The sequence below is a fragment of the Photorhabdus sp. CRCIA-P01 genome (assembly GCF_003545805.1).
Classification (GTDB): Bacteria; Pseudomonadota; Gammaproteobacteria; order Enterobacterales; family Enterobacteriaceae; genus Photorhabdus; species Photorhabdus antumapuensis.
The window spans coordinates 68,138-92,354 of sequence record NZ_NMQR01000015.1 but is presented as its reverse complement, the minus strand read 5'-3'; the positions used below and the strand labels follow the sequence as shown (position 1 = coordinate 92,354).

At 41.4% G+C, this 24,217-nt stretch carries 19 protein-coding genes and 1 pseudogene; 12 read left to right on the top strand and 8 right to left on the bottom strand.

Going from position 1 to position 24,217, the window contains the following annotated elements; translation table 11 throughout:
• Positions 1-1,009: 1,009 nt before the first annotated feature.
• A complete protein-coding gene (locus D3222_RS11545; protein WP_118986286.1) occupies positions 1,010-1,354 on the top strand; it encodes a YejG family protein in 345 nt (114 codons plus the stop codon).
• 184 nt (positions 1,355-1,538) lie between these two features.
• Here D3222_RS11545 and mepS read toward each other — a convergent pair whose 3' ends face one another.
• Positions 1,539-2,129: a bifunctional murein DD-endopeptidase/murein LD-carboxypeptidase gene (mepS, locus tag D3222_RS11540; RefSeq protein ID WP_118986285.1), complete on the bottom strand. Its 591-nt coding sequence runs from the start codon at positions 2,127-2,129 to the stop codon at positions 1,539-1,541.
• A gap of 357 nt (positions 2,130-2,486) precedes the next feature.
• Entirely contained in the window at positions 2,487-3,191 is a 705-nt protein-coding gene (locus tag D3222_RS11535; RefSeq protein WP_118986284.1) for a phosphatase PAP2 family protein, read from the bottom strand.
• A 377-nt stretch (positions 3,192-3,568) separates the two neighbouring features.
• On the opposite strand from D3222_RS11535, the gene D3222_RS11530 reads away from it, so the two are divergent.
• A complete protein-coding gene (locus D3222_RS11530) occupies positions 3,569-3,913 on the top strand; it encodes a hypothetical protein (RefSeq protein WP_225816246.1) in 345 nt (114 codons plus the stop codon).
• Positions 3,914-4,078: 165 nt separating this feature from the next.
• On the opposite strand, the gene yeiP is transcribed toward D3222_RS11530, so the two are convergent.
• The 3 genes from yeiP to D3222_RS11515 form a co-directional block, all read right to left on the bottom strand.
• Positions 4,079-4,651: an elongation factor P-like protein YeiP gene (yeiP, locus tag D3222_RS11525; RefSeq protein ID WP_118986283.1), complete on the bottom strand. Its 573-nt coding sequence runs from the start codon at positions 4,649-4,651 to the stop codon at positions 4,079-4,081.
• A 132-nt stretch (positions 4,652-4,783) separates the two neighbouring features.
• On the bottom strand, positions 4,784-6,043 hold the full coding sequence (gene mtr / locus D3222_RS11520; RefSeq protein ID WP_118986282.1) for a tryptophan permease: 1,260 nt from the start codon (positions 6,041-6,043) through the stop codon (positions 4,784-4,786).
• Positions 6,044-6,157: 114 nt separating this feature from the next.
• Entirely contained in the window at positions 6,158-6,577 is a 420-nt protein-coding gene (locus D3222_RS11515; protein WP_118986281.1) for a nucleotide triphosphate diphosphatase NUDT15, read from the bottom strand.
• A 205-nt stretch (positions 6,578-6,782) separates the two neighbouring features.
• On the opposite strand from D3222_RS11515, the gene fruK reads away from it, so the two are divergent.
• Positions 6,783-7,721 (top strand): 1-phosphofructokinase, encoded by a 939-nt coding sequence (fruK, locus tag D3222_RS11510; RefSeq protein ID WP_118986280.1) that lies wholly within the window; start codon positions 6,783-6,785, stop codon positions 7,719-7,721.
• A 19-nt stretch (positions 7,722-7,740) separates the two neighbouring features.
• On the opposite strand, the gene nfo is transcribed toward fruK, so the two are convergent.
• Together nfo and D3222_RS11500 are read right to left on the bottom strand one after the other, a co-directional pair.
• On the bottom strand, positions 7,741-8,583 hold the full coding sequence (gene nfo / locus D3222_RS11505) for a deoxyribonuclease IV (RefSeq protein WP_118986279.1): 843 nt from the start codon (positions 8,581-8,583) through the stop codon (positions 7,741-7,743).
• Between the two features lie 81 nt (positions 8,584-8,664).
• Positions 8,665-9,747 carry a YeiH family protein gene (locus D3222_RS11500; protein WP_118986278.1) on the bottom strand — a complete coding sequence of 361 codons (1,083 nt, stop codon included), beginning with the start codon at positions 9,745-9,747 and terminating at the stop codon, positions 8,665-8,667.
• A gap of 189 nt (positions 9,748-9,936) precedes the next feature.
• On the opposite strand from D3222_RS11500, the gene yieE reads away from it, so the two are divergent.
• Entirely contained in the window at positions 9,937-10,800 is an 864-nt protein-coding gene (yieE, locus tag D3222_RS11495) for a DNA-binding transcriptional regulator YeiE (protein WP_118986277.1), read from the top strand.
• Between the two features lie 142 nt (positions 10,801-10,942).
• Here the strand turns inward: yieE and D3222_RS11490 are convergent.
• A pseudogene (locus D3222_RS11490) lies at positions 10,943-11,163 on the bottom strand (transposase); the annotation flags it as partial.
• 59 nt (positions 11,164-11,222) lie between these two features.
• Between D3222_RS11490 and D3222_RS11485 the strand changes: the two are divergent.
• The 8 genes from D3222_RS11485 to dld all read left to right on the top strand — a co-directional run bounded on the left by D3222_RS11485 (position 11,223) and on the right by dld (position 24,136).
• Positions 11,223-12,392, top strand: a complete 1,170-nt coding sequence (locus tag D3222_RS11485; RefSeq protein WP_118986276.1) for an RNA-guided endonuclease InsQ/TnpB family protein — start codon at positions 11,223-11,225, stop codon at positions 12,390-12,392.
• A 163-nt stretch (positions 12,393-12,555) separates the two neighbouring features.
• Positions 12,556-14,034, top strand: a complete 1,479-nt coding sequence (locus tag D3222_RS11480; protein ID WP_118986275.1) for an amino acid permease — start codon at positions 12,556-12,558, stop codon at positions 14,032-14,034.
• Positions 14,035-14,361: 327 nt separating this feature from the next.
• Complete coding sequence (locus D3222_RS11475) at positions 14,362-15,495, top strand: ABC transporter substrate-binding protein (RefSeq protein ID WP_118986274.1); 1,134 nt, start codon at positions 14,362-14,364, stop codon at positions 15,493-15,495.
• 25 nt (positions 15,496-15,520) lie between these two features.
• Positions 15,521-16,606: a FecCD family ABC transporter permease gene (locus D3222_RS11470; protein ID WP_118986273.1), complete on the top strand. Its 1,086-nt coding sequence runs from the start codon at positions 15,521-15,523 to the stop codon at positions 16,604-16,606.
• Positions 16,603-17,403: an ABC transporter ATP-binding protein gene (locus tag D3222_RS11465; RefSeq protein WP_118986272.1), complete on the top strand. Its 801-nt coding sequence runs from the start codon at positions 16,603-16,605 to the stop codon at positions 17,401-17,403. The genes D3222_RS11470 and D3222_RS11465 overlap by 4 nt, the downstream gene beginning before the upstream one ends.
• 861 nt (positions 17,404-18,264) lie before the next feature.
• Entirely contained in the window at positions 18,265-20,244 is a 1,980-nt protein-coding gene (locus D3222_RS11460) for a ligand-gated channel protein (protein ID WP_118986271.1), read from the top strand.
• A gap of 594 nt (positions 20,245-20,838) precedes the next feature.
• The gene (locus D3222_RS11450; RefSeq protein WP_118986269.1) at positions 20,839-22,221 is read left to right on the top strand and encodes an APC family permease; all 1,383 of its coding nucleotides are present in this window, start codon (positions 20,839-20,841) and stop codon (positions 22,219-22,221) included.
• Between the two features lie 199 nt (positions 22,222-22,420).
• A complete protein-coding gene (gene dld / locus D3222_RS11445) occupies positions 22,421-24,136 on the top strand; it encodes a D-lactate dehydrogenase (RefSeq protein ID WP_118986268.1) in 1,716 nt (571 codons plus the stop codon).
• Positions 24,137-24,217 lie beyond the last annotated feature (81 nt).

Sequence of the window (24,217 nt, the reverse complement as noted above, 5' to 3'; positions counted from 1 at the left end):
AACAGAAGGCTGTTTTCACGTGCAGCCTTTTCCTTAAAAAGAAAATTATGGTAAGCGAAAAATATTTTTGATGATGTTGTCTGGTTATAATTTTATGTGAAATTATTGAGAAGTTTTTTTATTCTAAAATATATATCTACCTTCGTTGATATATTCTTGATTGACAGGGGAGAAGTTTAATATTATTTATTAAAAATAACCAATTAGATCAGAATGTTGTGCTGTTTTTTGCTATTCTAGGGTTTGCCATTAAGCAATGAAGTTGTAATGGTTTTTTGGTATCAGCAGCATTTTCTGTATCACTAATATTATCATTAAAAACGATAATGTTATTAAAGAGAATATTTTTCCTAAATATTCGGGCGAATTGAACAACTGGTTATGCTTAATAGCTATAAATGGTGATACTGATCTATTTATGGCGAGGTAAAACTGTTGTTGCTTCATTATTTTTTTATTATTGCTGTTGCGTATTTGCTGATTTTTATATGCCTGTTGAGCTGAGAGGCTAACTTTCTACTATAAGGAAATTCCGAAATGTTTTTCTGTGTGAATAAATTTATATTGATGCATTGATGATAATTATAAGTTATTGTTGTATTTTTGTTAAATTAAAAAATATTAAATGGCGTTATCATTAGGTTGTCATTAGTTATACCTTATAAAACACATTGTTATCTATTTGTTTTTACAGTTCTTATTTGATTTTTATGTTAAAGTGTTGAGTTGAAAAAATAAAATATGTAAACAATCATTAAACATAAAGTTGGGTTTTTGAATAAAAATTAGTTGAGTTTTCTTTAAAAAAAGTATAAATATATGAGAAATGAGAGATTGATCTCACTTTTTCTAAGGTGAAATTTGGAATTAATGTAATACTATAAACACAAATTTAACTTTTCGTTTACCTTTTTTGGGGGTTAGTTATTCGGTTTTGGCGAGTAGAACACCTGAAGATAGCCGCTAACTTTAACTTTTGTATCTATGTTCTTTCAGGTAGGAATGATTCGTGAATAATATTCAGCTTTCGGTAGTACATCGGCTGCCGCAAAGTTACAGGTGGTCACCCGGTTTTGCAGGTATCAAAGTTGAGCCGCTTCCGGTTGATGAAGTGAATGCGGAAAGCAGCCTGATGGGGTTGAAATTACTCAGCCATGAAGACGGGGCTGCGTGGAATGTTATGCAAAAATTACAGCAATCACTTGCTGATATGCAAATTGGAAGCACTGTGATTGAGTTGGAAGGTCAGCCGTGCTTATTTATTAATAGTGAAGATGAAAGCGCGGTTATGTGTCGTTTGAAGACACTTGGCGCTGCCATTGCTGAAAAGATAACCGCGCTTTATCCATTCTGATATACCTAATAGATTTCGAGTTGCAGTGCGGCGGCAAGTGAACGAATCCCCAGGAGCATAGATAACTATGTGACTGGGGTGAGTGAAAGCAGCCAACAAAGCAGCAGCTTGAAAGATGAAGGGTATAAACGCGCAAAGCGCTTCCTTTGATGGGAGCGCTTTTTTGTGGGCAAGGGAAAAATTTTTAGCCGTTAGGCGCTATACGATTGCTGATGACCCGGCGACCACCATAATAACGTTTGCTCCAGTATGTACTGTTTAACCTGGAAACGATTACACCATTGCTAGTAGAGGCGTGAACGAATTGGTCATTGCCAACATAGATGCCAATATGCCTGGTGCGGGCACCTGTCTTGAATAAAACTAAATCACCAGGGCGTAATCTTGAACGGTCGATTTTTTTGCCAATATTTTGTTGTTCAAATGTTGAACGTGGCAGTTCCATACCAAACTGGTCACGGAAAGTACGTTGAACAAAGGCAGAACAATCTATACCGCGTTTAGTCTCGCCACCGAGTCTATAGGCAACCCCCTTCCAGCCATTGTATTGGCTAAGAATTTTAGATTTTATATCCAGATTACGAACGAGTGCTTCGAATTCATCCTGAGACGCTTGAAGTAAGAAGCCGTTCTTACCGTTTACTGCATGCGTATCAGCTTGTGTGTTACGAAACCTTGATGAATCTGGTGAGCTGCACGCGGATAAGGTGATCGCTACGAACAGCGCGGGTATCAGCCGCGTAATGTATCTCAGAGCCGGTTGAGACTTGACCATTATTTTTGTTTTCCCTTGCTATCCTTACCTTAGTTGGTCGCTATTATTGAAAAATATCAAACGCTTCGAAGTCTGGTGTTAGAAAAAACAATGAGTAAACAACGCGTTTGGTGAAAAAACGCGTTTGATGCCACGTTTTATAACGATATTTACAATAAATGTTATTCAGACCGAGAGTACAGAAACAATCAGGAAAAGGCGAGTATTTAATGACATAATTTACAAAAAATTAGATTTCTAAGTAGGAGGGATCAGGAGTGTTGCTAATTTATGTTGTCTATGTGGGTTTTATGAGCTATTGGGAAGGTTGAATACCTTTCCAATATTATTCAGTAAAAAGAGTTTATGGGAAAGATCTTAAATTGGACGACCAATTTGCGGTAGATTCTTATCCAGCCAGTTAATCATTATGTCACTTAATGGTGTTAATAATAGCCAACTTGTTCCGATTAGCACTAGAGATAAAGAACCAACTGCAATATCAGTAAACCAGTGCGCTCCTGCCATGATGCGAGGTAACGCAAATATTGCCATAATTAGTAATGCAATGCAGAATGCTCTACCTGAGATATATCGAAGGATAAAGCAGCTAAAAATCAGGAGCATTAATCCGTGATCGCCTGGAAAGCTATCGCCTGATGCATCTTTTGTTACCAGATGGGTCATTTCGCTAATACGATTGACATGATCAAAGGTTAATGTCGGGCTTGGACGGATAACAGGGAGTAGATGACCAATTTGGTTAAGTATAACTGCGCTTATTATCATGACCAAACCAATCATGAATAATCTGCGTTTGCCATCGTAATTCTGCTTACGAAAAGCGTTGTAATACAGTAATCCCATACATAAAAGTGAAATGACATCGAAGGCCCTCATATTCACAAATGCTACAAATTCCGTGAATGTTGAACCTGATGTTAATTTCTCATTAAAGAAATAGAAGATTGCAGAGTCGATCTTGAGCCAAAAACCATGATGCTCTGGTAAATACCAGGAGAGAAATAAAGTGATCCCTAACAGGTTCAGTATAAATATGGCAAATGGGTGATTGCGTGTCATGGGAGACCTATTTGTTAAAAATAAGATAAGTGGTAACTAAACTTACAATTATGTGGGTTAATATAACAAATATTGAGTAATAATGTCACAGTTCTTGATGAACCTGTAATTTAATTCGTTGTTTTTTTATTTACTTTGGTAACTATTCTTGTTTAATTCTATGGATTTTATTGAGTGGTGTTGGGGTGTTTAAGGTTGTAAATTCTCAATTTATTGAGAATTACTTCTGATAATTCTAATATTGTAAGATATAAATATCTTAATCAGTTTTAATCGCTAAAAATCATAAATAAACAACGAAAATAGCCGTTACCAATACATAGGCTCATAAATTTTTCCGATTTCTAGATTGATTTCATTTTTGGAAATCGCAGCGAATGATGCTGTTTTATGGTGGGGGCTTTATGTCTATGTTCCGGGTTATGATGGGTTGTTTTTTTCTGATGATTCCTAGTCTTGTCAATAGTGAGTCAGAAACAACATCAAGTACAGGGGTTATTCGCTTTTCAGGTGCGATCGTTGAATCACCGTGTCGTTTTGATTGGCGTGATAACTGGGCTGACACCACTTGTTGGCGAAAAGGGCATAAGATTATCCAACGACGAAGGCTCGATTTGCAAAATGATATTTATTTTTATTTACCACACCAAATGGGTGTAACAGAGATTAAATGGATAAAAGGAAAAGAGAAAATTGGTGTTGTTACAATTTTCTATAATTGATGTTAGGAGAAATTTTACATATTATTTCTTCAATGTTTAATTGAAGAAGCGTCGGGATTTTATCTATTATAGCTAAAATGAATGAGTGACAGATTTAATGAATGGAATAAGTAAAAAGTGAGTTGCCCTGTTTTATACCGGGCAACTCAGAATTAGCTAATATTGTTAATCGCAACGTCCCATATAGCGACGTTCTGCAATATGAATACGGATTTTTTCCCCGCTACTGATATATTCAGGTACTTGCACGGTGAGTCCGGTGCTCATTTTGGCAGGTTTTGTCCGTGCACTGGCTGAGGCGCCTTTAATTCCAGGGGCCGTCTCTTCAATAACCATATCGACTGTTTGTGGTAGTTCAAGGGCAATGACTTGTCCCTCTATTGTCAGAACTTGCATACCCAGCAGGCCACCTTCAGGAATAAATAACAGTTCTTCTGCGATTTGTTCCTTTTTAAAGTGATAAGGTGTGAAATCTTCATCATCCATGAAAACATATTCATCGCCATCAATGTAGGAAAAGTTAACGCTACGACGAGTTAGGCTGATCGTATCAAGGATATCATCGCCTTTGAAACGTTCTTCCACTTTCTGACCGGTGCGGATATCAGTAAAGCGCATTTTATATAATGTGCTAGCTCCCCGGGCGCTTGGCGCTTGAATATCAATATCTTTGACCAGCAGTAACTTACCATTATAACTGACGGCGCTACCGCGTTTAATTTCGTTGGCTTTAGCCATATGTAACCTTCCATAAAACCGCAAGAGAATAATCGGCGACAAAATTACTCGCAGTCAAGACATTAGGCAAGTAAGGATTAAAAAACCCCACTGTTTTTTTACATTGGGGTTGTAGTAAGAATGCCTTATATATCAACGATACACAGGTAATAAATCAAGAGAGGACAAAATATGAGCTATAGCATTTATCAAACCAAACAGAATGACGAACCCAATGAGGAATTTCCCGCCTGGTGCTCGGTAACTGGCCTCAGGGAAGCGTTGGCGACTTGCCCGAGCCATAAGTGCTGGAATAATGACAGCCCAGATGGTTGCAGCGAATCCAGCGAAACCAATAGCATATAGAAAACCATTGGGGGACAGCAAAGCGAGTGCTGTTGGTGGAATAAATGTCACTAATGCAGATTTTAATCGGCCGGTGTTGTTATCTTTAAAATCGAAGAAGTCGGCTATGTAATCAAATAGCCCTAAAGAGACACCAAGAAATGAACTTGCTAATGCCATATAAAAGAAAGCATTGAGAAGCTGGTGAACGGTTGTACTGTTTATTGTATTATCCATGTGTTTTAATAAATCACCAATATTCCCGCCATCAGCAATAATCTGTTTAAATGTTTCGCGGGGAATATTTCCTTGAATGACATATTGCCACAAGATGTAAATAGCTAATGCGATTAACGTGCCGAATAACAGACTGCGAATAACGGCTTTGCTATCTTTATGGTAATATTTTACTAAACTTGGGATGTTGCCGTGATATCCGAATGAAACGAGTAAATAAGGTAGAGCGGCTAAAGCGTAAGGCATATAATTTGTTGCGGTGTCGTTTGATATAGCATCCGTTTGATTAAACAAAATGGCATATTTAACTTCGGTAAACATACCGCCGACCGACATAAAAAAAGTAATAACCATACCCCCGATTAAAATTGTACTCAGACGATCGACGGCTGTAGTTGATAACCAGACAATAAATGCAACGATAAAGGCGAAAATAAAGCCAGCATTTGCCTGTGATATCGGAATAATATTTTTAAAATTGAGGGCAATAATTGAGCCACCTGCTGAAATATAGGCGTAGGTTAATATATAAAGTACGAATGTAATAGAGATACCATTGATTGCATTCCATCCTTTACCGAGTAAATCTTTAGTCATGGTATGGAAGCTTGCGCCTGATGGGTAGTTCAGGTTGGTTTCTAGTATCATTAAGCCGGAAAAATACATACACATCCATGTGTAAACCAGCAGAATAATTGAGCCAGTAAACCAGACACCAGAAGTCGCTATGGGAGTAGAGAACATTCCTGCACCGACAGCAGTTCCGGCAATTATCATTGCACCACCCAGTATGGGAGGGCGTTTTAAACTTTGAATTGTCTCAATGGACATATTAACTCCGCTGGTATATTGTTTCTTTGTACTAGCTCAAAGATACATTTTTGTCTGTAGAGTGTAAATAGATGCCATAAGGGATTATTTGAAATTGAAATAACATAAGTTAGTTCATTCGGTAAGATAAAATTTATTTTCTTGCCACATTTTTATTGCATTCCGGCTGGCCTCAAAATGAGGTTCAGGAAGATTATCGGGATCGCACCACATGAACTGTTCACATTTTTCTGGTTCCATCAATTTTGGTTCACCACCTGGATATTTTGCTAGTAAACATACTGAAATAGTATGTTTTCCTTCCTGTTGGTAAGTCTGAAGGTTATTACAAATACCATAGACCTTTGGTGATTGAATCGTCAGACCCGTTTCTTCTGCAATTTCACGGATTGCACATTGCTCAAAAGTTTCTCCGGCATCAACATGACCACCAAAGATTGACCAGTATGGAGCATGTTTACTGCTACGTTTTCCGAGTAATACTTGACCATGTTCGTTCACAATAACAACGCCAACACCCACAATGACAGACATTTGGTTTATTCCTTTTATTTAAATTTCAATAAATTAACAATTCTTTTTGAGAAAAATTCAATGCTATTCTTATCCGGAAATCAATTTAAGACAACGATCAATAAAGCATGGAATTTAACTGAAACGATTCAATTTTAGTGATATAAATAGAACTGAAAATTTATAGTAATGATGATGATTATCTACTTAGGAGACATCGGGCAAAATGAGCCGTAGAGTTGCCACTATCACCTTAAACCCTGCTTATGATTTGGTAGGATTGTGCTCGGAAATCGTCAAGGGGGCGATCAACAGAGTGCAAACCGCTGGACTACATGCTGCTGGGAAAGGCAATAATGTTGCTAAAGTTTTGCGTGACTTAGGTATTGATGTCACGGTGAGTGGTTTTTTGGGTAAGGAAAATCAGGAAGGATTTCAACAATTCTTCAATGAAAATGGTATGGTAAATCGTTTTCATTTAGTACCGGGCAGAACACGGATTAATGTCAAATTGACAGAAGAAAACGGTGAAGTGACAGATTTTAACTTCACTGGTTTTTATGTCGGTGAAGCTGAATGGTCGGGATTTGTTAATGATTCGCTTTCATGGCTTGGACAGTTTGATATGGTTGTTGTGAGTGGTAGCTTACCGGCTGGTATCTCTGCTGAATCGTTTACCGACTGGATGGCTTGTCTACGTCAGCTTTGTCCTTGCATTATTTTTGACAGCAGCCGTGAAGCATTGGTTGCAGGGTTAAAAGCCTCCCCTTGGTTAGTGAAGCCGAATCGCCATGAGCTTGAAGTATGGGCGGGGCGTCTGTTACCTGAGTTATCCGATATCATCATAGCGGCACATCAACTTAGGGATCAGGGAATTGCTCATGTTGTCATATCCTTGGGTGAGCAGGGGGCATTATGGGTTAATGCGTCTGGAGCATGGTTGGCGAAACCACCGCATTGTAAAGTCGTTAGCACTGTTGGGGCTGGTGATTCAATGGTTGGTGGCTTGGTTTATGGTTTGCTGATGCGGGAATCCAGTGAACACACGTTGCGATTAGCGACCGCTGTATCTGCACTTGCCGTTAGCCAGCCTAATGTGGGTATCAGTAATCGTCCTGAATTAGCTGCCATGATGGCTAAAGTGGAACTGATACCCGTTAGATAATGCTTTAATTAAAGAATAATTAATTTTGTTGTAATTTCAGCCAGGCAATTTCTTGCGGCCAAATATCTGGGTTTATTGTTTCAAGGATGAGTGGAATACCATCAAAACGAGCATCTTTCATAATATAACTGAAAGGTGTCTTACCAATATTTCCTTCTCCAAGGCTATGATGTCGGTCAACACGGCTGGCGAATTCACTTTTGGCATCATTTAAATGCATTCCGCATAAATATTGAAAGCCAACAATTTTTTCAAACTGTTGAAAAGTTTGTTTACAAACATCGTCTGTACGTAAATCGTAACCAGCAGCAAAGGCGTGACAGGTATCAATACAGACACCCACTCGGCTTTTATCTTCAACTCCATCAATAATTGCTGCCAGATGTTCAAATTTGAAACCCAGATTAGTACCTTGACCTGCCGTATTTTCGATAACAGCAGTGACTCCCTGGGTTTTATTGAGAGCAATATTAATAGATTCTGCAATACGCGCCAGGCATTTATCCACATCTATTTTATTGAGATGGCTGCCAGGATGGAAATTCAATAAATCGATCCCTAATTGTTCGCAACGTTGCATCTCATCAATAAAAGCCAGTCGGGATTTTTCCAGTGCTTCAATTTCTGGGTGACCAAGATTAATCAGATAACTGTCGTGAGGGAGAATTTGTCGGCTGCCATATCCATAACGTTCACAATTTTCTTTAAATTTATCGATAACATCAGCGGCTAAAGGTGGAGCATGCCACTGGCGCTGATTTTTTGTAAATAGGGCAAAGGCGGTAGCTTTTAATTCGTGTGCCCGAATAACCGCTTGATCAACTCCGCCGGCAGCGCTGACATGTGCTCCAACAAATTTCATATTTTTCTCCTTCTTATTTTGCGTCATTATGGCATTGTTCAATCACTCAATGAACCTGGAATTTCTCCGTGTGGATTCTGATCAGCCAAACAAATGTTGAATGCCAAGATTTATCAAAAAACCCCCCGCCATCAGCCATACAAATAAAATTAGAGCTAATAAAATCGGTTTAAATCCGGCCTGACGGATGGCACTCACATGAGTGGTTAAACCCAATGCCCCCATTGCCATAGTAAGCATAATAGTATCGATATTAATCAGAAAATTAACTGTTGCAGCCGGCAGTAAATTGAAAGAATTAAAACCCGCTATTGCAATAAAAATCACCGCAAACCAGGGTATCGTCATTGGTGTTTTCTCCTGATGGTTTCTTCCATTTTTAGTGCAGGCACGGCTAATGTAATGGGATAATAACAGCAGGAATGGCGCCAACATCATAACTCTGATCATTTTACTGATAACGGCTGCGTTTTCCGTTTGATCGCTAATAGCATGTCCAACAGCAACAACTTGAGCAACTTCGTGAAGGGTGGAGCCAGTAAAGATGCCGAAAGTTTCCTGAGTAAGTGGTAACCACTGATAATGCTCATTGAGTTGATAAAACCACGGATAAATGAAAATAGCGATAGTGCCAAAGATGACAACTGTCGATACCGCAACAGCAACTTTACTGGCAGGGGCATTCACTACCGGCTGCGTTGCCATAATAGCTGCTGCACCGCAGATACTGCTACCGGCACCGATCAGTATTACCGTTTGTTGGTCTAATCCAAAGAGTGATCTGCCTAGCCAAATGGCAATAAAGAAAGTGGAAGACAACATAGCAGCGTCAATCAGAAGGCCGGTAATGCCAACATCGGCAATTTGTTGAAATGTCAGACGGAAACCATAAAGAATAATACCTGCCCGCAGAAGATAATGTTTTGAGAAATGAATACCCTCATCACAATAAGGTTTGAGTAAAGGATAGACAGTATTACCGGCAATGATCCCTGCAAGAATCGCCAGTGTTAATGTGCCCAGTCCCATATTAATAAACCACGGGATATTTCCGGCATATATTGAAATTGCAGTAAGTGTTGCCGCTAATATTAACCCAAGTATTAATTTCATACCGGGAATAGATGATTGTTTGCTGGATTTTTCGGTACGAATGTCAGACATAGATGTTTCTCATTTTGCTTATATGTTTTAAACATAAGCATATAGCAGACTATGTTATCATTAAAATTGATAATATTTTTATATATAATCGAAAAAATTGGTAAGAAAGTGGATTTTTGTTAAGTTGTCTATTGCCGTATAAAATTAAAACAAGCTAACTTTGACCGACACCATATTTTGCGGGGCAATATGCACATCACATTGAGGCAGTTGGAAGTTTTTACTGAGGTATTGAAAAGCGGTTCAACGACGCAAGCCTCTCAGCAATTGGCGCTATCTCAGTCCGCAGTGAGTGCCTCATTAACGGATCTGGAAAGCCAACTTGGCGTACAGCTTTTTGACCGGGTAGGTAAGCGGTTGGTGACGAATGAACATGGCCGTCTACTCTATCCCAAGGCTCTGGCATTGCTAGAGCAGGCAGGGGAAATTCAGCAGTTATTCAAACAGGAGTTAGGAGCGTTACGTATTGCTGCCAGTAGTACCATTGGTAATTATATGTTGCCGGAAATGCTGGCAAATTATCGTCAGGATTTTCCTGATACGCCGCTAGAGTTAAATATCAATAATACGCAGGATGTCATCAATTCTGTGCTGGAATTCCGTGTTGATCTTGGTTTGATAGAAGGTTCCTGTCATAGTCCTGAGTTGATAACTCAGCTATGGATGGAGGATGAGTTGGTTGTTTTTTCTTCTCCTGAAAATCCGCTAGCTAAACAGGATCTAAAATTGGATGATTTAGTTAAGGCATCATGGATATTAAGGGAGAGGGGATCGGGTACAAGAGAAGTGCTGGATCATCTGTTGTTTGCCCATTTACCTGGGTTCAAGATTTTGATGGAATTGGGAAATTCTGAAGCGATAAAACATGCGGTCAAATTTGGTATGGGCATCAGTTGCTTGTCCAGACGAGTTGTTGCAGAGCAATTGCAAAATCGTACTTTACTGGAGTTAAAAGTGCCAGAATTAAGACTTTTCAGAACATTGTACCTGATTCATCATCGGCAAAAGCATATGTCTAGCGCACTGCAAAAATTGCTCAGTTATTGCCGATAAATTTTACGTTCTGTTTAAAATCCAAAATTAGCAAAAAACCGCCGTAAACCCTTGCCCAGTGCGGGCGGGGATATCAGGCGAAAAGCCCAAAGGGCTTTAGGGCTGGCTACTCCGGCGTATTCTGACTGGCAACGTACGCTTTTCACGTTTCTCTCGTTGCGCTACAGGCAAAGTATGATCTCGACCACAGAAGTCTGGTTTTGCTCTGCATCCGCAAATGCACATGATCACGCTCACCTCCCTCTCAACCCTTTCACATTCTCGTTTTGCCGCCGCTGAACTGAATGCATCACGTAACGGGTTTATCATCCGTCCATCAACGCGCTTTCGACGGGACTTTGTCGTGAATATTACATGCACAACCCGTTGATATCTTCCTGTCACCGGCTAAAATGAAGGCACTCTCTCAATGAGCGCTGAATATGTTAAGAGCAACCAAAGTCCGCCTCTACCCCACACCCGAACAGGCCGAGTATCTTAACGGCCAGTTTGGTGCGGTCCGTTTTGCGTACAACAAGGCGCTGTACATCAAAAAGCAGGCTTACCAACGTCACGGCGTGAGTTTAAATCCGCGCAAGGACCTCAAACCGTTACTGGCGGTCGCGAAGAAATCACGCAAATACGCCTGGCTCAAGGCATATGACGCCATCGCGTTACAGCAGGCAGTGATCAATCTGCATACCGCGTTTGATCATTTCTTTAATCCGAAGTTGCAAGCCCAATTTCCCACGTTCAAACGCAAACAGGGCCGGCAATCCAGCTATCACTGTGTTGGGATAAAAGTACGGGATGGCGCAGTGAAGATCCCGAAATTATCACCGATAAAGGCGCGCCTACACCGAGAAATTGAAGGAGAAGTGAAGAGCATTACACTATCCCGAACAGCCACGGGAAAATATTTCGCCGCTATCCTGTGTGACAATGGCAGGGATGCGCCGGAAAAGCCGGGCGTTATCACCCGTGTAACAGGGTGTGATATGGGGTTATCCCACTATCTTATCCAGTCGAACGGGGAGAAGGTGAATAACCCGCGTCACCTTATTAATGCCACCCGTAACCTGCGCCGTAAGCAGAAATCGCTGTCCCGCAAACAAAAGGGCAGCGCTAACCGCCGCAAGGCCCGCTTACGTCTGGCGGCCGTCCATGAGCGGATAGCCCATGCCCGCGCCGATTTTCAACACAAACTCTCCCGGACAATGGTTGACGAAAACCAAGCGGTCATTGTCGAGACGCTGAAATCGGCCAACATGATGAAAAATCACCCCCTTGCTCGCGCTATCGGGGATGCTGGCTGGCATGGTTTCATCATGAAACTGGAATACAAAGCCGCAGCGGCGGGCGTCCACCTGGTCAAACTGGATCAGTGGTTCGCCAGCTCGAAAACCTGCCATTGCTGCGGTTACAAAGTGTCGGAAATGCCGCTGCATAAGCGGATCTGGCCATGCCCTTGCTGTGGTGTTGAACATGATCGCGATGTAAACGCGGCAATCAATATCCAGCGTAAGGGCATAATGGAGTTACAGGCGGCGGGACTCGTCGTTTCTGCCCACGGAGGCCAGCGTAAATCCGTCACACAGACGGTTGCGGCCTGAGAAGTGGGAAGCCTCGCCGTTGACGGCGGGGAGCAGTCACCTGTGTTACTTATAATTTTCTCTGAATTATGAAGGTATCTTATAACAGCGCTTCCTCGCTATTTTGATAGTGAGGATTTGTTACAATCCGCCATCAGATTTATTCGCAGCTAACAGGAACAGAATGTCTCAACAACAAAAAAGTGTTTCCCAGAAACCCGTACAACATTTGCGACGTGAATTGAAGGCTCGGCATCTGGCGATGATTGCCATTGGCGGGTCAATAGGCACCGGGTTATTCGTGGCTTCCGGTGCGACAGTTTCACAGGCGGGGCCTGGCGGAGCATTACTTTCCTATGCATTAATTGGCTTGATGGTTTATTTCCTGATGACCAGTTTGGGTGAACTGGCCGCTTATATGCCGGTTTCCGGTTCTTTCTCAACTTACGGTTCCAAATATGTTGAAGAAGGGTTTGGTTTTGCCTTGGGTTGGAACTACTGGTACAACTGGGCGGTGACTATCGCGGTGGATTTGGTTGCTGCTCAATTGGTTATGGGATACTGGTTGCCGGATATACCAGGTTGGATTTGGAGTGCACTATTCCTCGCGTTGATTTTCCTATTGAATTTTATTTCAGTGAAAGGATTTGGTGAAGCTGAATACTGGTTCTCTTTAATTAAAGTCAGCACGGTTATTGTTTTTATTGTGGTCGGATTACTGATGATAGCCGGCATTATGAAAGGGGCGGAAGGTGCTGGATGGCATAACTGGACTGTTGGTGATGCACCTTTTGCCGGTGGTTTCTCTGCCATGATTGGCGTGGCAATGATAGTTGGGTTTTCTTTCCAGGGAACCGAGCTAATTGGCATTGCGGCGGGTGAATCAAAAGATCCGGCGAAAAATGTTCCCAGTGCTGTACGTAAGGTATTCTGGCGTATTCTGTTGTTCTATATTTTTGCAATCCTGATTATCAGTCTGATTATTCCTTATACTGATCCAAACCTGCTGCGTAATGAGGTCGGTGATATTAGTGTTAGTCCGTTTACGTTGGTATTTGAAAACGCCGGTTTGTTATCCGCTGCGGCGGCGATGAATGCGGTTATTTTGACGGCTGTGTTGTCCGCGGGTAATTCAGGTATGTATGCATCGACTCGTATGTTGTTCACATTGGCAAAAGAGGGTAAAGCACCGAGGATTTTTGGCAAATTATCCGAAGGTGGTGTACCGCGTAATGCCTTGTATGCAACAACGGTGGTTGCTGCGTTGTGTTTCCTCAGTTCAATGTACGGTAACCAGACCGTCTATCTGTGGTTATTAAATACTTCTGGGATGACCGGTTTTATTGCATGGTTGGGGATTGCTATTAGCCATTATCGTTTCCGCCGTGGTTATATAGCTCAGGGGTTGGATTTAAGTAGATTACCTTATCGTTCAGGATTTTTCCCGGTTGGCCCAATCTTTGCGTTTGTTTTGTGTCTGACCATCACATTGGGACAGAATTATCAGGCATTTCTACAAGATAAAATTGATTGGTATGGTGTAACTGCAACTTATATTGGTATTCCACTATTCCTGTTGATTTGGTTTGGTTACAAACTAGTTAGGAAAACTCACTTTATTAAATATAGCGAGATGAAATTTCCTGATATCGCGAATCAGTGAATGTGAATACGTTAAATCGTGATTAACAGGCCGGTAGGAATCTTTGAAAAAATTCCTACCGGCTTGGTTTTATGGTTTTTTTAATTCGATTCACGATTAATTTATTATTATCTTAATGTTTTATTTATTTAAGCAGATAAGCTGTTCTTGATAAGAAATTAAAAGAAAATACCCATTTTGTGATCAAATGAGTATTTTTTATTTTTCATAGCGTTATTCATACAATGAATCACGTGATTTACTAAAATTTGTGTAGATCATATTGATAAGTATTCTCATCTGTCCTATTGTTAGTGCCATAATTATTAATATGAAAGGGCTAACAAAATGAAATTGAGGTCTCGAACCATGGCAAAGAGTATCAGTGTCGGCCTGTTAGCGGGTTCGGCAGTCGTGGCAAGCTTCGCATCATGGGCGGAAACGGTCACCGATATAGTTGGTCGTACTGTTGAAGTTCCTGAGAATGTAAATCGTATTTTGTTGGGCGAAGGCCGTTTGTTCCATGCTATCGCTGTACTTGAAGGCAATAAACCACTGGCCCGTATCGCGGGTTGGCAAGGTGATTTCCGTAAATTGGACCCTCAGTCTTACGCTGTCTATAAAGCTAAATTCCCTGAGATTGACAAGGTTCCTTTGATTGGTAACACCAGTGCTGATAGTGTCAGCTCTGAAAAGGTGTTAACTCTTAATCCAGATATCGCTATTTTTGGTTTGTCTGGTCATGGTCCTGGTAAAAACAGCGAATTGGTCGCTCAACTTGAAAAGGCCGGTGTTCCGGTTGTCTTTGTTGATTTTCGTACTGAGCCGTTAAAGAACACGCTACCGAGTATTCGTATGCTAGGTAAAGTATTAAATCGTGAAAAACAAGCGGCGGAATATGCCGATTTTTACGAGAAAAATGTAAAACTGGTGACTGATATCACCAATAAAATCCCGGAAGAGAAAAAACCAACAGTATTTATCGATTTGAGAGCGGGTGCTTTTGAAGACTGCTGTGCGACTGCCGGTGACGGTAATATGGGTAACTTTATCGATTTGGCCGGTGGGAAAAACATTGCTAAAGGCTTGCTACCAGGTGCGCTTGGTAATATGAACCTCGAAAAAATTATTGCAGTTGACCCTTATATTTACATTGCTAGTGGGGCAAAAGCGCCAGACAGCAATGAACCTGGTGTAAAACTGGGAGCGCAATCCACGCCTGAACGAGCAAAAGCCAGTCTGAAACAAATGACTGAACGTAAAGGTATTAGCTCGTTGACCGCAGTCAAAGAGGGCAGAGATTATGCGATTTGGCATAATTACTATAACTCTCCATATAATGTGGTAGCGACTCAGGTATTTGCTAAATGGTTCTATCCTGAGAAATTTACAGATTTAGATCCGCAGAAAACACTGAATGAGTTACACAGTAAATTCCTGGCAGTTGATCCATCAGGAGTTTACTGGGTCAGTGAGAAGTAATTAATTAAGCCAGGTAACGGAAATAATGAGTGCCACTATCGAGCCTATGCCAATGGTGAAACAACAATTAGATGACAGCAATGTAAAAGTCCATTACCGATATATTTTACACCGCCGTATTGTGATGATGGTCTTCATCGTGCTGATTATTGGTGTTTCACTGGTATTGGATTTTACGATAGGTCCATCGGGTTTATCTTTGTCATCTCTCTGGCAGACTTTAGTGTCGCCAGAGAGTGTGGATGCGGGTACACGGGTAATTGTTTGGGATATCCGTTTACCCTATGCCCTGATGGCGGTAGTGATTGGCCTGTCTCTTGGGCTGGCTGGCGCGGAAATGCAGACGATCTTAAATAACCCATTAGCCAGTCCCTCTACTTTAGGGGTTGCCCAGGCGGCTGCATTTGGTGCTGCGTTGGCGATTGTATCTGGTATTGGTATTCCAGGCGTGCCCGATCAATGGTTCATCTCTGCGAATGCTTTCATTTTCGCTTTGTTGGCAGCGTTGGTGCTGGATACGATTACTCGTTGGACACGAGTTGCTACGTCTGGGGTCGTATTATTTGGCATTGCATTAGTCTTTACCTTTGAAGCATTGGTTTCCATGATGCAGTTTATTGCAACGGAAGATACCCTTCAGGGGTTGGTACTCTGGACAATGGGTAGCCTTGCCAGAGCAACCTGGATAAAACTGGGTGTTATGTTGCTGGTGTTTGCAGCCGTTTTTCCTATTTCAATGATGAATGCTTGGAAACTGACAGCGCTGCGCTTGGGTGAAGATCGTGCAATCAGTTTTGGTATTGATGTTCGTCGTCTGCGCTTAGGGACGTTATTGCGTATCAGTATTCTTGCCGCTTTAGCCGTGGCATTTGTTGGGCCAATTGCCTTTATCGGTTTAATTGCGCCACATATTGCCCGCATGATGTTTGGTGAAGATCATCGTTTCTATTTACCGGCCAGTGCCCTGATTGGTGCATTAGTGTTGTCTATGGCGTCCATCGCTTCGAAAAACCTGATCCCAGGTGTTGTTATTCCTGTTGGGATTGTTACTGCGTTAGTTGGGGTTCCATTCTTCCTTAGCATAATTTTACGTCATAGGGGGAATATATGAGTCCGGGATTAACCATTAATCATTTCTTTGCGGGTTATCCGAAACATTCGGTTATTGAAGATTTGAATGTTTCTCCGCTGCCCCGTGGGAAAATTACGGTGCTGTTGGGGCCAAATGGTAGCGGTAAATCAACACTTCTGCGTTCTCTGGCAGGTTTAAATCGTGCGAGAGGTCAGCTCTGGCTTGATGGTCAGGATTTGATGAAGATGAGTTTTGTCCAGCGCTCGGAAAATGTGGTTTATTTACCACAAAGCTTACCCGCTGGTGTTCATTTGCATGTACTGGAATCGATTATTGTTGCTCAACGGGCATCTGGAGGGCGTCATTCTGAAACTAGTGAAGAAGAAGTGATGTTGTTGTTACGTCAGTTAGGGATTGAACACCTGGCGTTGTGTTATTTAGATCAGCTGTCTGGTGGTCAAAAGCAATTGGTTGGATTGGCGCAATCGTTAATTCGTAAGCCAGCGTTATTATTGTTAGATGAACCGCTTAGTGCGCTGGATTTAAATTATCAATATCACGTAATGGCGTTGGTGGCACAAGAAACGTATCGCCGGAATATGATTACTGTGGTCGTTGTGCATGATATTAATATCGCTTTGCGTCATGGTGACCATGTACTAATGTTGCAAAAAGGTCATTTAATTGCCGAGGGAACTCCTGAGCAGGTTATTACGCCAGAGAGTCTGGCACAGGTTTATGGTGTCAAAGGTAGAATTGAGCGTTGTTCTCAGGGTATTCCCCAGGTATTAGTTGATGGGTTGGTTTCAAAGCTAGTGAGTGAGAATTCATTTTAACTTGTTATTTAAAAGTGACAGTTTTGTCTGGGTAATACCTATACCTAATAGATTATTATAGTTAATAAAAATATAGTTTTATACTTTATAGTAATAAGATGTCAATAAGCTAATAGAACGACACAAATATTTTGTTCTCGTTATCTTAGTATGCGTTGATTATTCATTTTTATTAAATGATCCGCTTAGTTGGTATCTCGATAAACATATTGTCGTAATATTATTACCTTGGGTGGCTGTATATGGCATTAATACTGCTTTGTGACATAGTAAGGAATTAAGCACAGTTATCAGAGGGGTATTTTACAGATATTGATTTCAAAGCTAGAAATTGAGAATTCATTTTAACTTATTGTTTAAATTGTATTTGTAATAAAGCATAGGCGCAGAATGCGCACAAAAATCAGAACGTGCATCGTCGTGTATGAGGAATGGTTTATTTGCCTTGTATTACTGTGTATTTAAAAGCTAGCCATATTTTAAAGCCACATTTTTTATCTGGTTAATGCCGGGATTCACTCTTTACTGCGAAGGATAGTAAATGGAATAAGTTAATAAGATGGATTGTTATACCCTATGGATTTCAAGATGTATCGCGACGGTAAGGGAACGAATCCCCGGGCGCATAGCTAACTATGTGATCGGGGTGAGTGCAGCCAACAAAGAGGCAACTTGAAAGATAACGGGTATATAATTAATAGGGAATATTGTCTTGTATCTTATGGTAATAAGATATAATCAAACTAATAAAATAATAAAACTACACAGAGGTAAATATTTTATCCTCGTTATTTGAGCACATGTTGATTATCCATTTTTATAGATAAATAAAGTGTAATTATATCTCTTGGAGAATCGGGAATGGGTGTTTTTAATAAAAGAAAAATCGCGTTAGGCGTTATTGCTGCAATCTCATCTGGCTCAGTTTTTGCAGCTAGTAGCAGTAATGACACTATTCTTGTCACTACAGCGGCAGGCTTTCAACAGAAAATTGAAGATGCGCCAGCGTCTATTTCTGTGGTGAGCCGTGAGCAATTGGAAACTAAGGCTTACCGTGATGTGACTGATGCACTGAAAGATGTGCCGGGTGTCGTTGTTACCGGTGGCGCTAGCAGTAGTGATATCAGTATTCGCGGTATGGCGTCTCAATATACGATGATTCTGGTTGATGGTAAGCGTGTTGATACCCGTGGTACTCGTCCAAACCGTGATAATTCGGGGATTGAACAGGGGTGGTTGCCGCCGTTGGCCGCGATAGAACGTATCGAGGTGGTGCGCGGTCCTATGTCTTCTCTTTATGGTTCTGATGCGATGGGGGGGGTAATTAACATCATTACCCGTAAGGTACGGAAAGAGTGGAAAACCAGCTTCCGCGCTGATAGCACTTTACAGGAGCGTTCTAAATCAGGTAATAGTCATCAGAGTAGTGTCTATACTTCAGGTCCAGTTATTGATGGATTATTAGGGCTGAAAGTGAGCGGCCTGTATTCTCACCGTAATGAAGATAAATTTATCGGTGGTTTTAATAAACAGGAAATGCGTAATGGTTCAGCCACTTTCTCTTTCACGCCCGATGAGCAGAATACTTTTGATTTTGAAGCGGGACGTTATGAGCAAGATCGTGATTCTACTGTAGGGAAAACAAAGACAAGTAGTTGGCGATCTCCAGGTAATAGTGAAAGTCGATATAAAAGAAATAACTACTCTATTACCCATAATGGCGTTTATGATTTTGGAACGTCGACAACGTACTTCCAGCGTGATGAATCACGTAATCCTGGTCGTGATATGAAATATTACGATAATTTGTTCAATACTCATACAGTATTTATGTTGGATGACCATTCATTGAGCATAGGTGGTCAATATCGTTATGAGGATTTGCGCGATGAAGGGAATCAATTAGCTTCTGCTAAAAATATTAATAAGCTAACCCGTTGGAGTTGGGCGTTATTTGCTGAAGATGAATGGCAAATGACCAATGACTTTGCTCTGACCGGTGGTATCCGCATGGATAAAGACGAAAACTTTGGTGACCACTGGACTCCACGTTTGTACGGTGTATGGCATGTTGATGAGCAATGGACGATTAAAGGTGGTGTTTCTACAGGATATCGTTCACCAGAATTGCGTCAGGCGGCATCTAATTGGGGGCAAATTACGGGGGGCGGTGGTGATCCTGCGATTATCGTCGGTAATCCAGATTTGAAACCAGAGAAGAGCTTCAATCAGGAAATTGGTGTTATCTGGAACAATCGGGATAACTTTAATGTCGGTTTAACAATATTCAACACCGAATTTAAAGACAAAATTACTGAATTACGCCGTTGTACCGATCCAAGTGGTAGGTCTCAGGGCAAATGTGTGATTGATGGCACTGCTTATAAATTTATCAGTGACCGTGTGAACATTGATAAAGCCAATATGCGTGGTGTAGAAGCGACGATGAACTGGGATATTGTTGATAACTGGGTATTGGCTGCAAACTATACATATACTGATTCTGAGCAAAAGAGCGGTAATTTCAAAGGGAAACCTTTGAATAAGATGCCTAAACATATGGCGAATGCAACCTTAAACTGGCAGGCTTTACCAGAAATGCAAACTTGGGCTCGTGTTAACTACCGTGGTAAAACGTCGAGTTATTTATCACGTACCTCTATGGAGAAAGGCACACCGTCTTATGCCTTTGTAGATATCGGTGCCAGTTATTATTTGGCTGATGGTTTACGCTTGGTAGGTGGGGTTTACAACGTATTTGAGAAGCAAGTAACTGAAGACACCCATGATATAGTATTGGATGGTCGTCGTTATAACATTGGTATCAATTACGACTTTTAATCATTCGTTCTAACTAACTGTGCCATAATCCTCTTTGTTTGTTGCAGGCAGAGGGGATTTTTGTTTTTTGCTCGTACCTGTAAAAACTGAATAGCAACCCGTTTTGTGTTGTGTTAAAACTTAGTCATGTCGAAGAAATGTATATGACACCGTTAAATTCCATAGCGTCATCAATGAGTGTGGTAAAAAATAATGAACTTTTAGTGCGGCGAGTATTGCTATTTCAGGTCTTCAAGTGCAGAATTCGCCCACTGGAAAATAACTGATACGTTTATATGTGTCGGTTATTTTTTTTGCTTTGACTTATTTTTTACTATAACCAGAGGCCGGACTCTGAGCCGGATAGATAATTGGCCCACGAGCAACCGCAACGAGAATCGGTTGCCGTAATGAGGAACGCTAATATGGAGCAATTATTCTCTTCTGCACTTGTACCAATCGGTACATGCTGCTGCATTGATGACTACGGAGCATTGAGCTCCGCATATAATCCAGCCTCTAATTCTACTGCCTATAGGCAGAAGCGAAGTCTTCCCAGTAACTGTCGATTAAGTAGTGTCATAACACGAATCGGAGTTATTGGAGGTTTCGCTCATGTCTCATAATACTGTAATCCCACTAGGCACCAACCAGACTGGTGCTAACAATCGTGTTCAACTCAGAAAAACACTGACCTTGGTTCAGGTAGTGATGATGGGTCTTGCTTATCTGCAACCTATGACTATCTTTGATACTTTTGGCATTGTTTCTGGTTTGACTGACGGTCACGTAGCGACATCCTACGCTATTGCTTTGATCGCAATTCTGTTTACCGCCGTGAGCTATGGGAAATTGGTAAAACGTTTTCCATCTGCCGGATCTGCATATACTTATGCACAAAAATCCATTAGTCCGCATGTTGGCTTTATGGTGGGTTGGTCATCGTTATTGGACTATATGTTCATGCCGATGATTAATATCTTGTTAGCGAAAATTTATCTTCAAGCCATTTTTCCTAGCGTAGATCCGTGGATCTTCGTTGTGGGTTTTGCATTACTGATGACAGCTTTTAACCTGCGTGGCATTAACGTTGTTGCTAATCTCAACACGGCTATTGTTATTGTCCAGGTTGCGATTATGGTTGTATTTGTGGGTTTACTGATCCACGGTGTGTACAACGGAGAAGGAGTAGGAACTTTATGGAATGCGAAACCATTCGTTTCTGAAGATGCCCATTTAATCCCGATGATTACTGGGGCCACGATTTTGTGCTTTTCATTTCTAGGGTTTGATGGCATTAGTTCGTTGTCCGAAGAGACTCCGAATGCTGGTAAGGTGATCCCGAAAGCGATTTTCCTGACAGTATTAATCGGTGGTGTTATCTTCATTGCGGTTTCTTATTTCTTGCAGCTCTATTTTCCGGATATTTCTCGGTTCAAGAACCCGGATGAATCTCAGCCAGAAATTATGCTGTATGTAGCAGGTACCCTGTTCCAATCCATTATTTTGGTGTTCTCTTGTATCACCGTTTTGGCTTCTGGTATGGCGGCTCACGCAGGGGTTTCCCGTCTACTCTATGTTATGGGGCGCGATGGTGTATTTCCTGAGAAAATATTTGGCTATGTTCATCCAAAATGGCGGACTCCGGTAATCAACGTATCGCTGGTAGGTATCGTAGCATTGTCTGCAATTAGCTTTGATCTGGTGACTGCAACGGCTCTGATTAACTTTGGTGCGCTGATAGCGTTCACCTTTGTAAACCTGTCGGTCATCTCTCAGTTCTATATCCGTGAACGTCGTAACCGTACATTGAAAGATACAATCAACTTCCTGGTATTGCCTGTGATTGGTGCCTGTACTGTTGGAGTGTTGTGGATGAACTTGGAACAAAGTTCTATGGAGCTGGGTCTAACTTGGGGAGCAATTGGTTTGGTTTATATGGTATTCCTGACCCGTCGCTTTCGTCAGCCGATGCCTCAATGCTCTGAAATGGTTTAATATCCAGTTTGAAAAAGAATAATGGCGCCGAATTTGGCGCCATTATTTTTGTCATGAGGTTGCCAATTTGTCTTAGTAATGCAGAAGAAGGATCTTAGGAAAGAAAACAGCGAGGCAGCTTGCAGATAAGAAAAATTCCGGCAGTAAATAGAGAAAAACAATCTATGCTGAGAGGTAATTATACTATAAGGAAGAGACTATGAATGATGCAAAGACTTCTCAAAATCAGCAATTCATTACTGCCTTGACCTATATTGTCGGTAAATCTCATATCCTGACTGCTCCTCATAAAACTGAACGCTACCGTAAAGGTTTTCGCTCGGGTCAAGGCGATGCTTTGGCCGTAATATTTCCCGGCTCGCTGGTGGAACAGTGGCGTGTATTTAAAGCCTGTGTTGAGGCGGATAAAATCATCTTGATGCAAGCAGCTAATACCGGTGTAACCGAAGGTTCTACTCCGAGCGGTAGTGATTATGACCGTGACATAGTGATCATCAGCACGCTGCGCATGAATAAGATCCAAATCCTGAAACAGTGTAACCAGGTAGTAGCACTGCCGGGCAGTACATTATGGCAACTTGAACGTGCGTTAAAACCACTGGGGCGTGAACCTCATTCGGTTATCGGTTCTTCCTGCATTGGCGCTTCCGTGATTGGGGGCATCTGTAATAACTCAGGAGGTTCTTTAGTTCATCGTGGACCGGCTTATACCGAAATGGCGTTATATGGGCGAGTGAATGAGAACGGTAAGCCAGAGTTAATTAATCATCTGGGTATCTATCTGGGAGAAACACCGGAAGAGATTCTCTCTTGTCTGGAAGAACAACGTTATAGTGATCAGGATATAGAACAGGGTCAACGCAAAGCGTCTGATTATGAGTATGCCCAACGTGTGCGTGATGTAGATGCCGATACGCCATCTCGTTTCAATTCTGACGAACGTCGTTTGTTCGAAGCGTCGGGTTGTGCAGGTAAGTTGGTCGTGTTTGCTGTCCGACTCGATACTTTTCCGGCAGAATCTTCGTCTCAGGTATTTTATATTGGCACCAATCACACTGACGTATTAACGGAATTACGTCGCCATATATTAGCCAATTTCCGTAATTTGCCGGTGGCGGGTGAATATATGCACCGGGATATTTTTGATGTTGCAGAAATTTACGGCAAAGATACTTTTATCATGATTGATAAGCTTGGTACTGATAAAATGCCAAATTATTTCACCTTGAAAGGGAAAATGGACTCTATTTCCAATAAGGTTCCATTTTTACCTTCCCATCTTATTGATCGCATGATGCAAGGATTGAGTCGTTTATTTCCTTCCCACTTACCTAAACGTTTGAAAGAATATCGAAATCGTTTTGAGCACCATTTGATATTAAAGATGTCTGGTGATGGGGTTGAGGAAGCTAGAAATTGGCTAGACAGTTATTTCAGCCAAGCAGAGGGAGCATTCTTTGCTTGTACGCCGGAAGAAGGCGCCAAAGCATTTTTGCATCGTTTCTCGGCTGCCGGTGCAGCGATCCGTTATCAAGCCATACATAGTAACGAAGTGGAAAATATTCTTTCGCTTGATATTGCTCTGCGTCGTAATGATCGTGAATGGTTTGAACAGTTACCGCCAGAATTTGATGATGTATTAGTGCATAAACTTTACTGCGGGCATTTTATGTGCCATGTATTCCATCATGATTACATTGTAAAAAAAGGCGTGGATATACATGCACTGAAAGAAAGAATGATAGAGATTCTTGATCAGCGTGGGGCGGAATATCCCGCGGAACATAATGTGGGCCATCAATATCAGGCTAAGTCTCAACTTAAGGCTTTTTATCGGATGGCTGATCCCACTAACATTCTCAACCCAGGAATTGGAAAAACATCCAAGCTGAAAAATTGGCGCGAAGGATCTTAATGCCAATATTCTCGGCAGTTACAATTCTATGCTGGTAGTAAGAAAGTATAAATCTGTAAAAGTTTATGAAAATCACCCTGT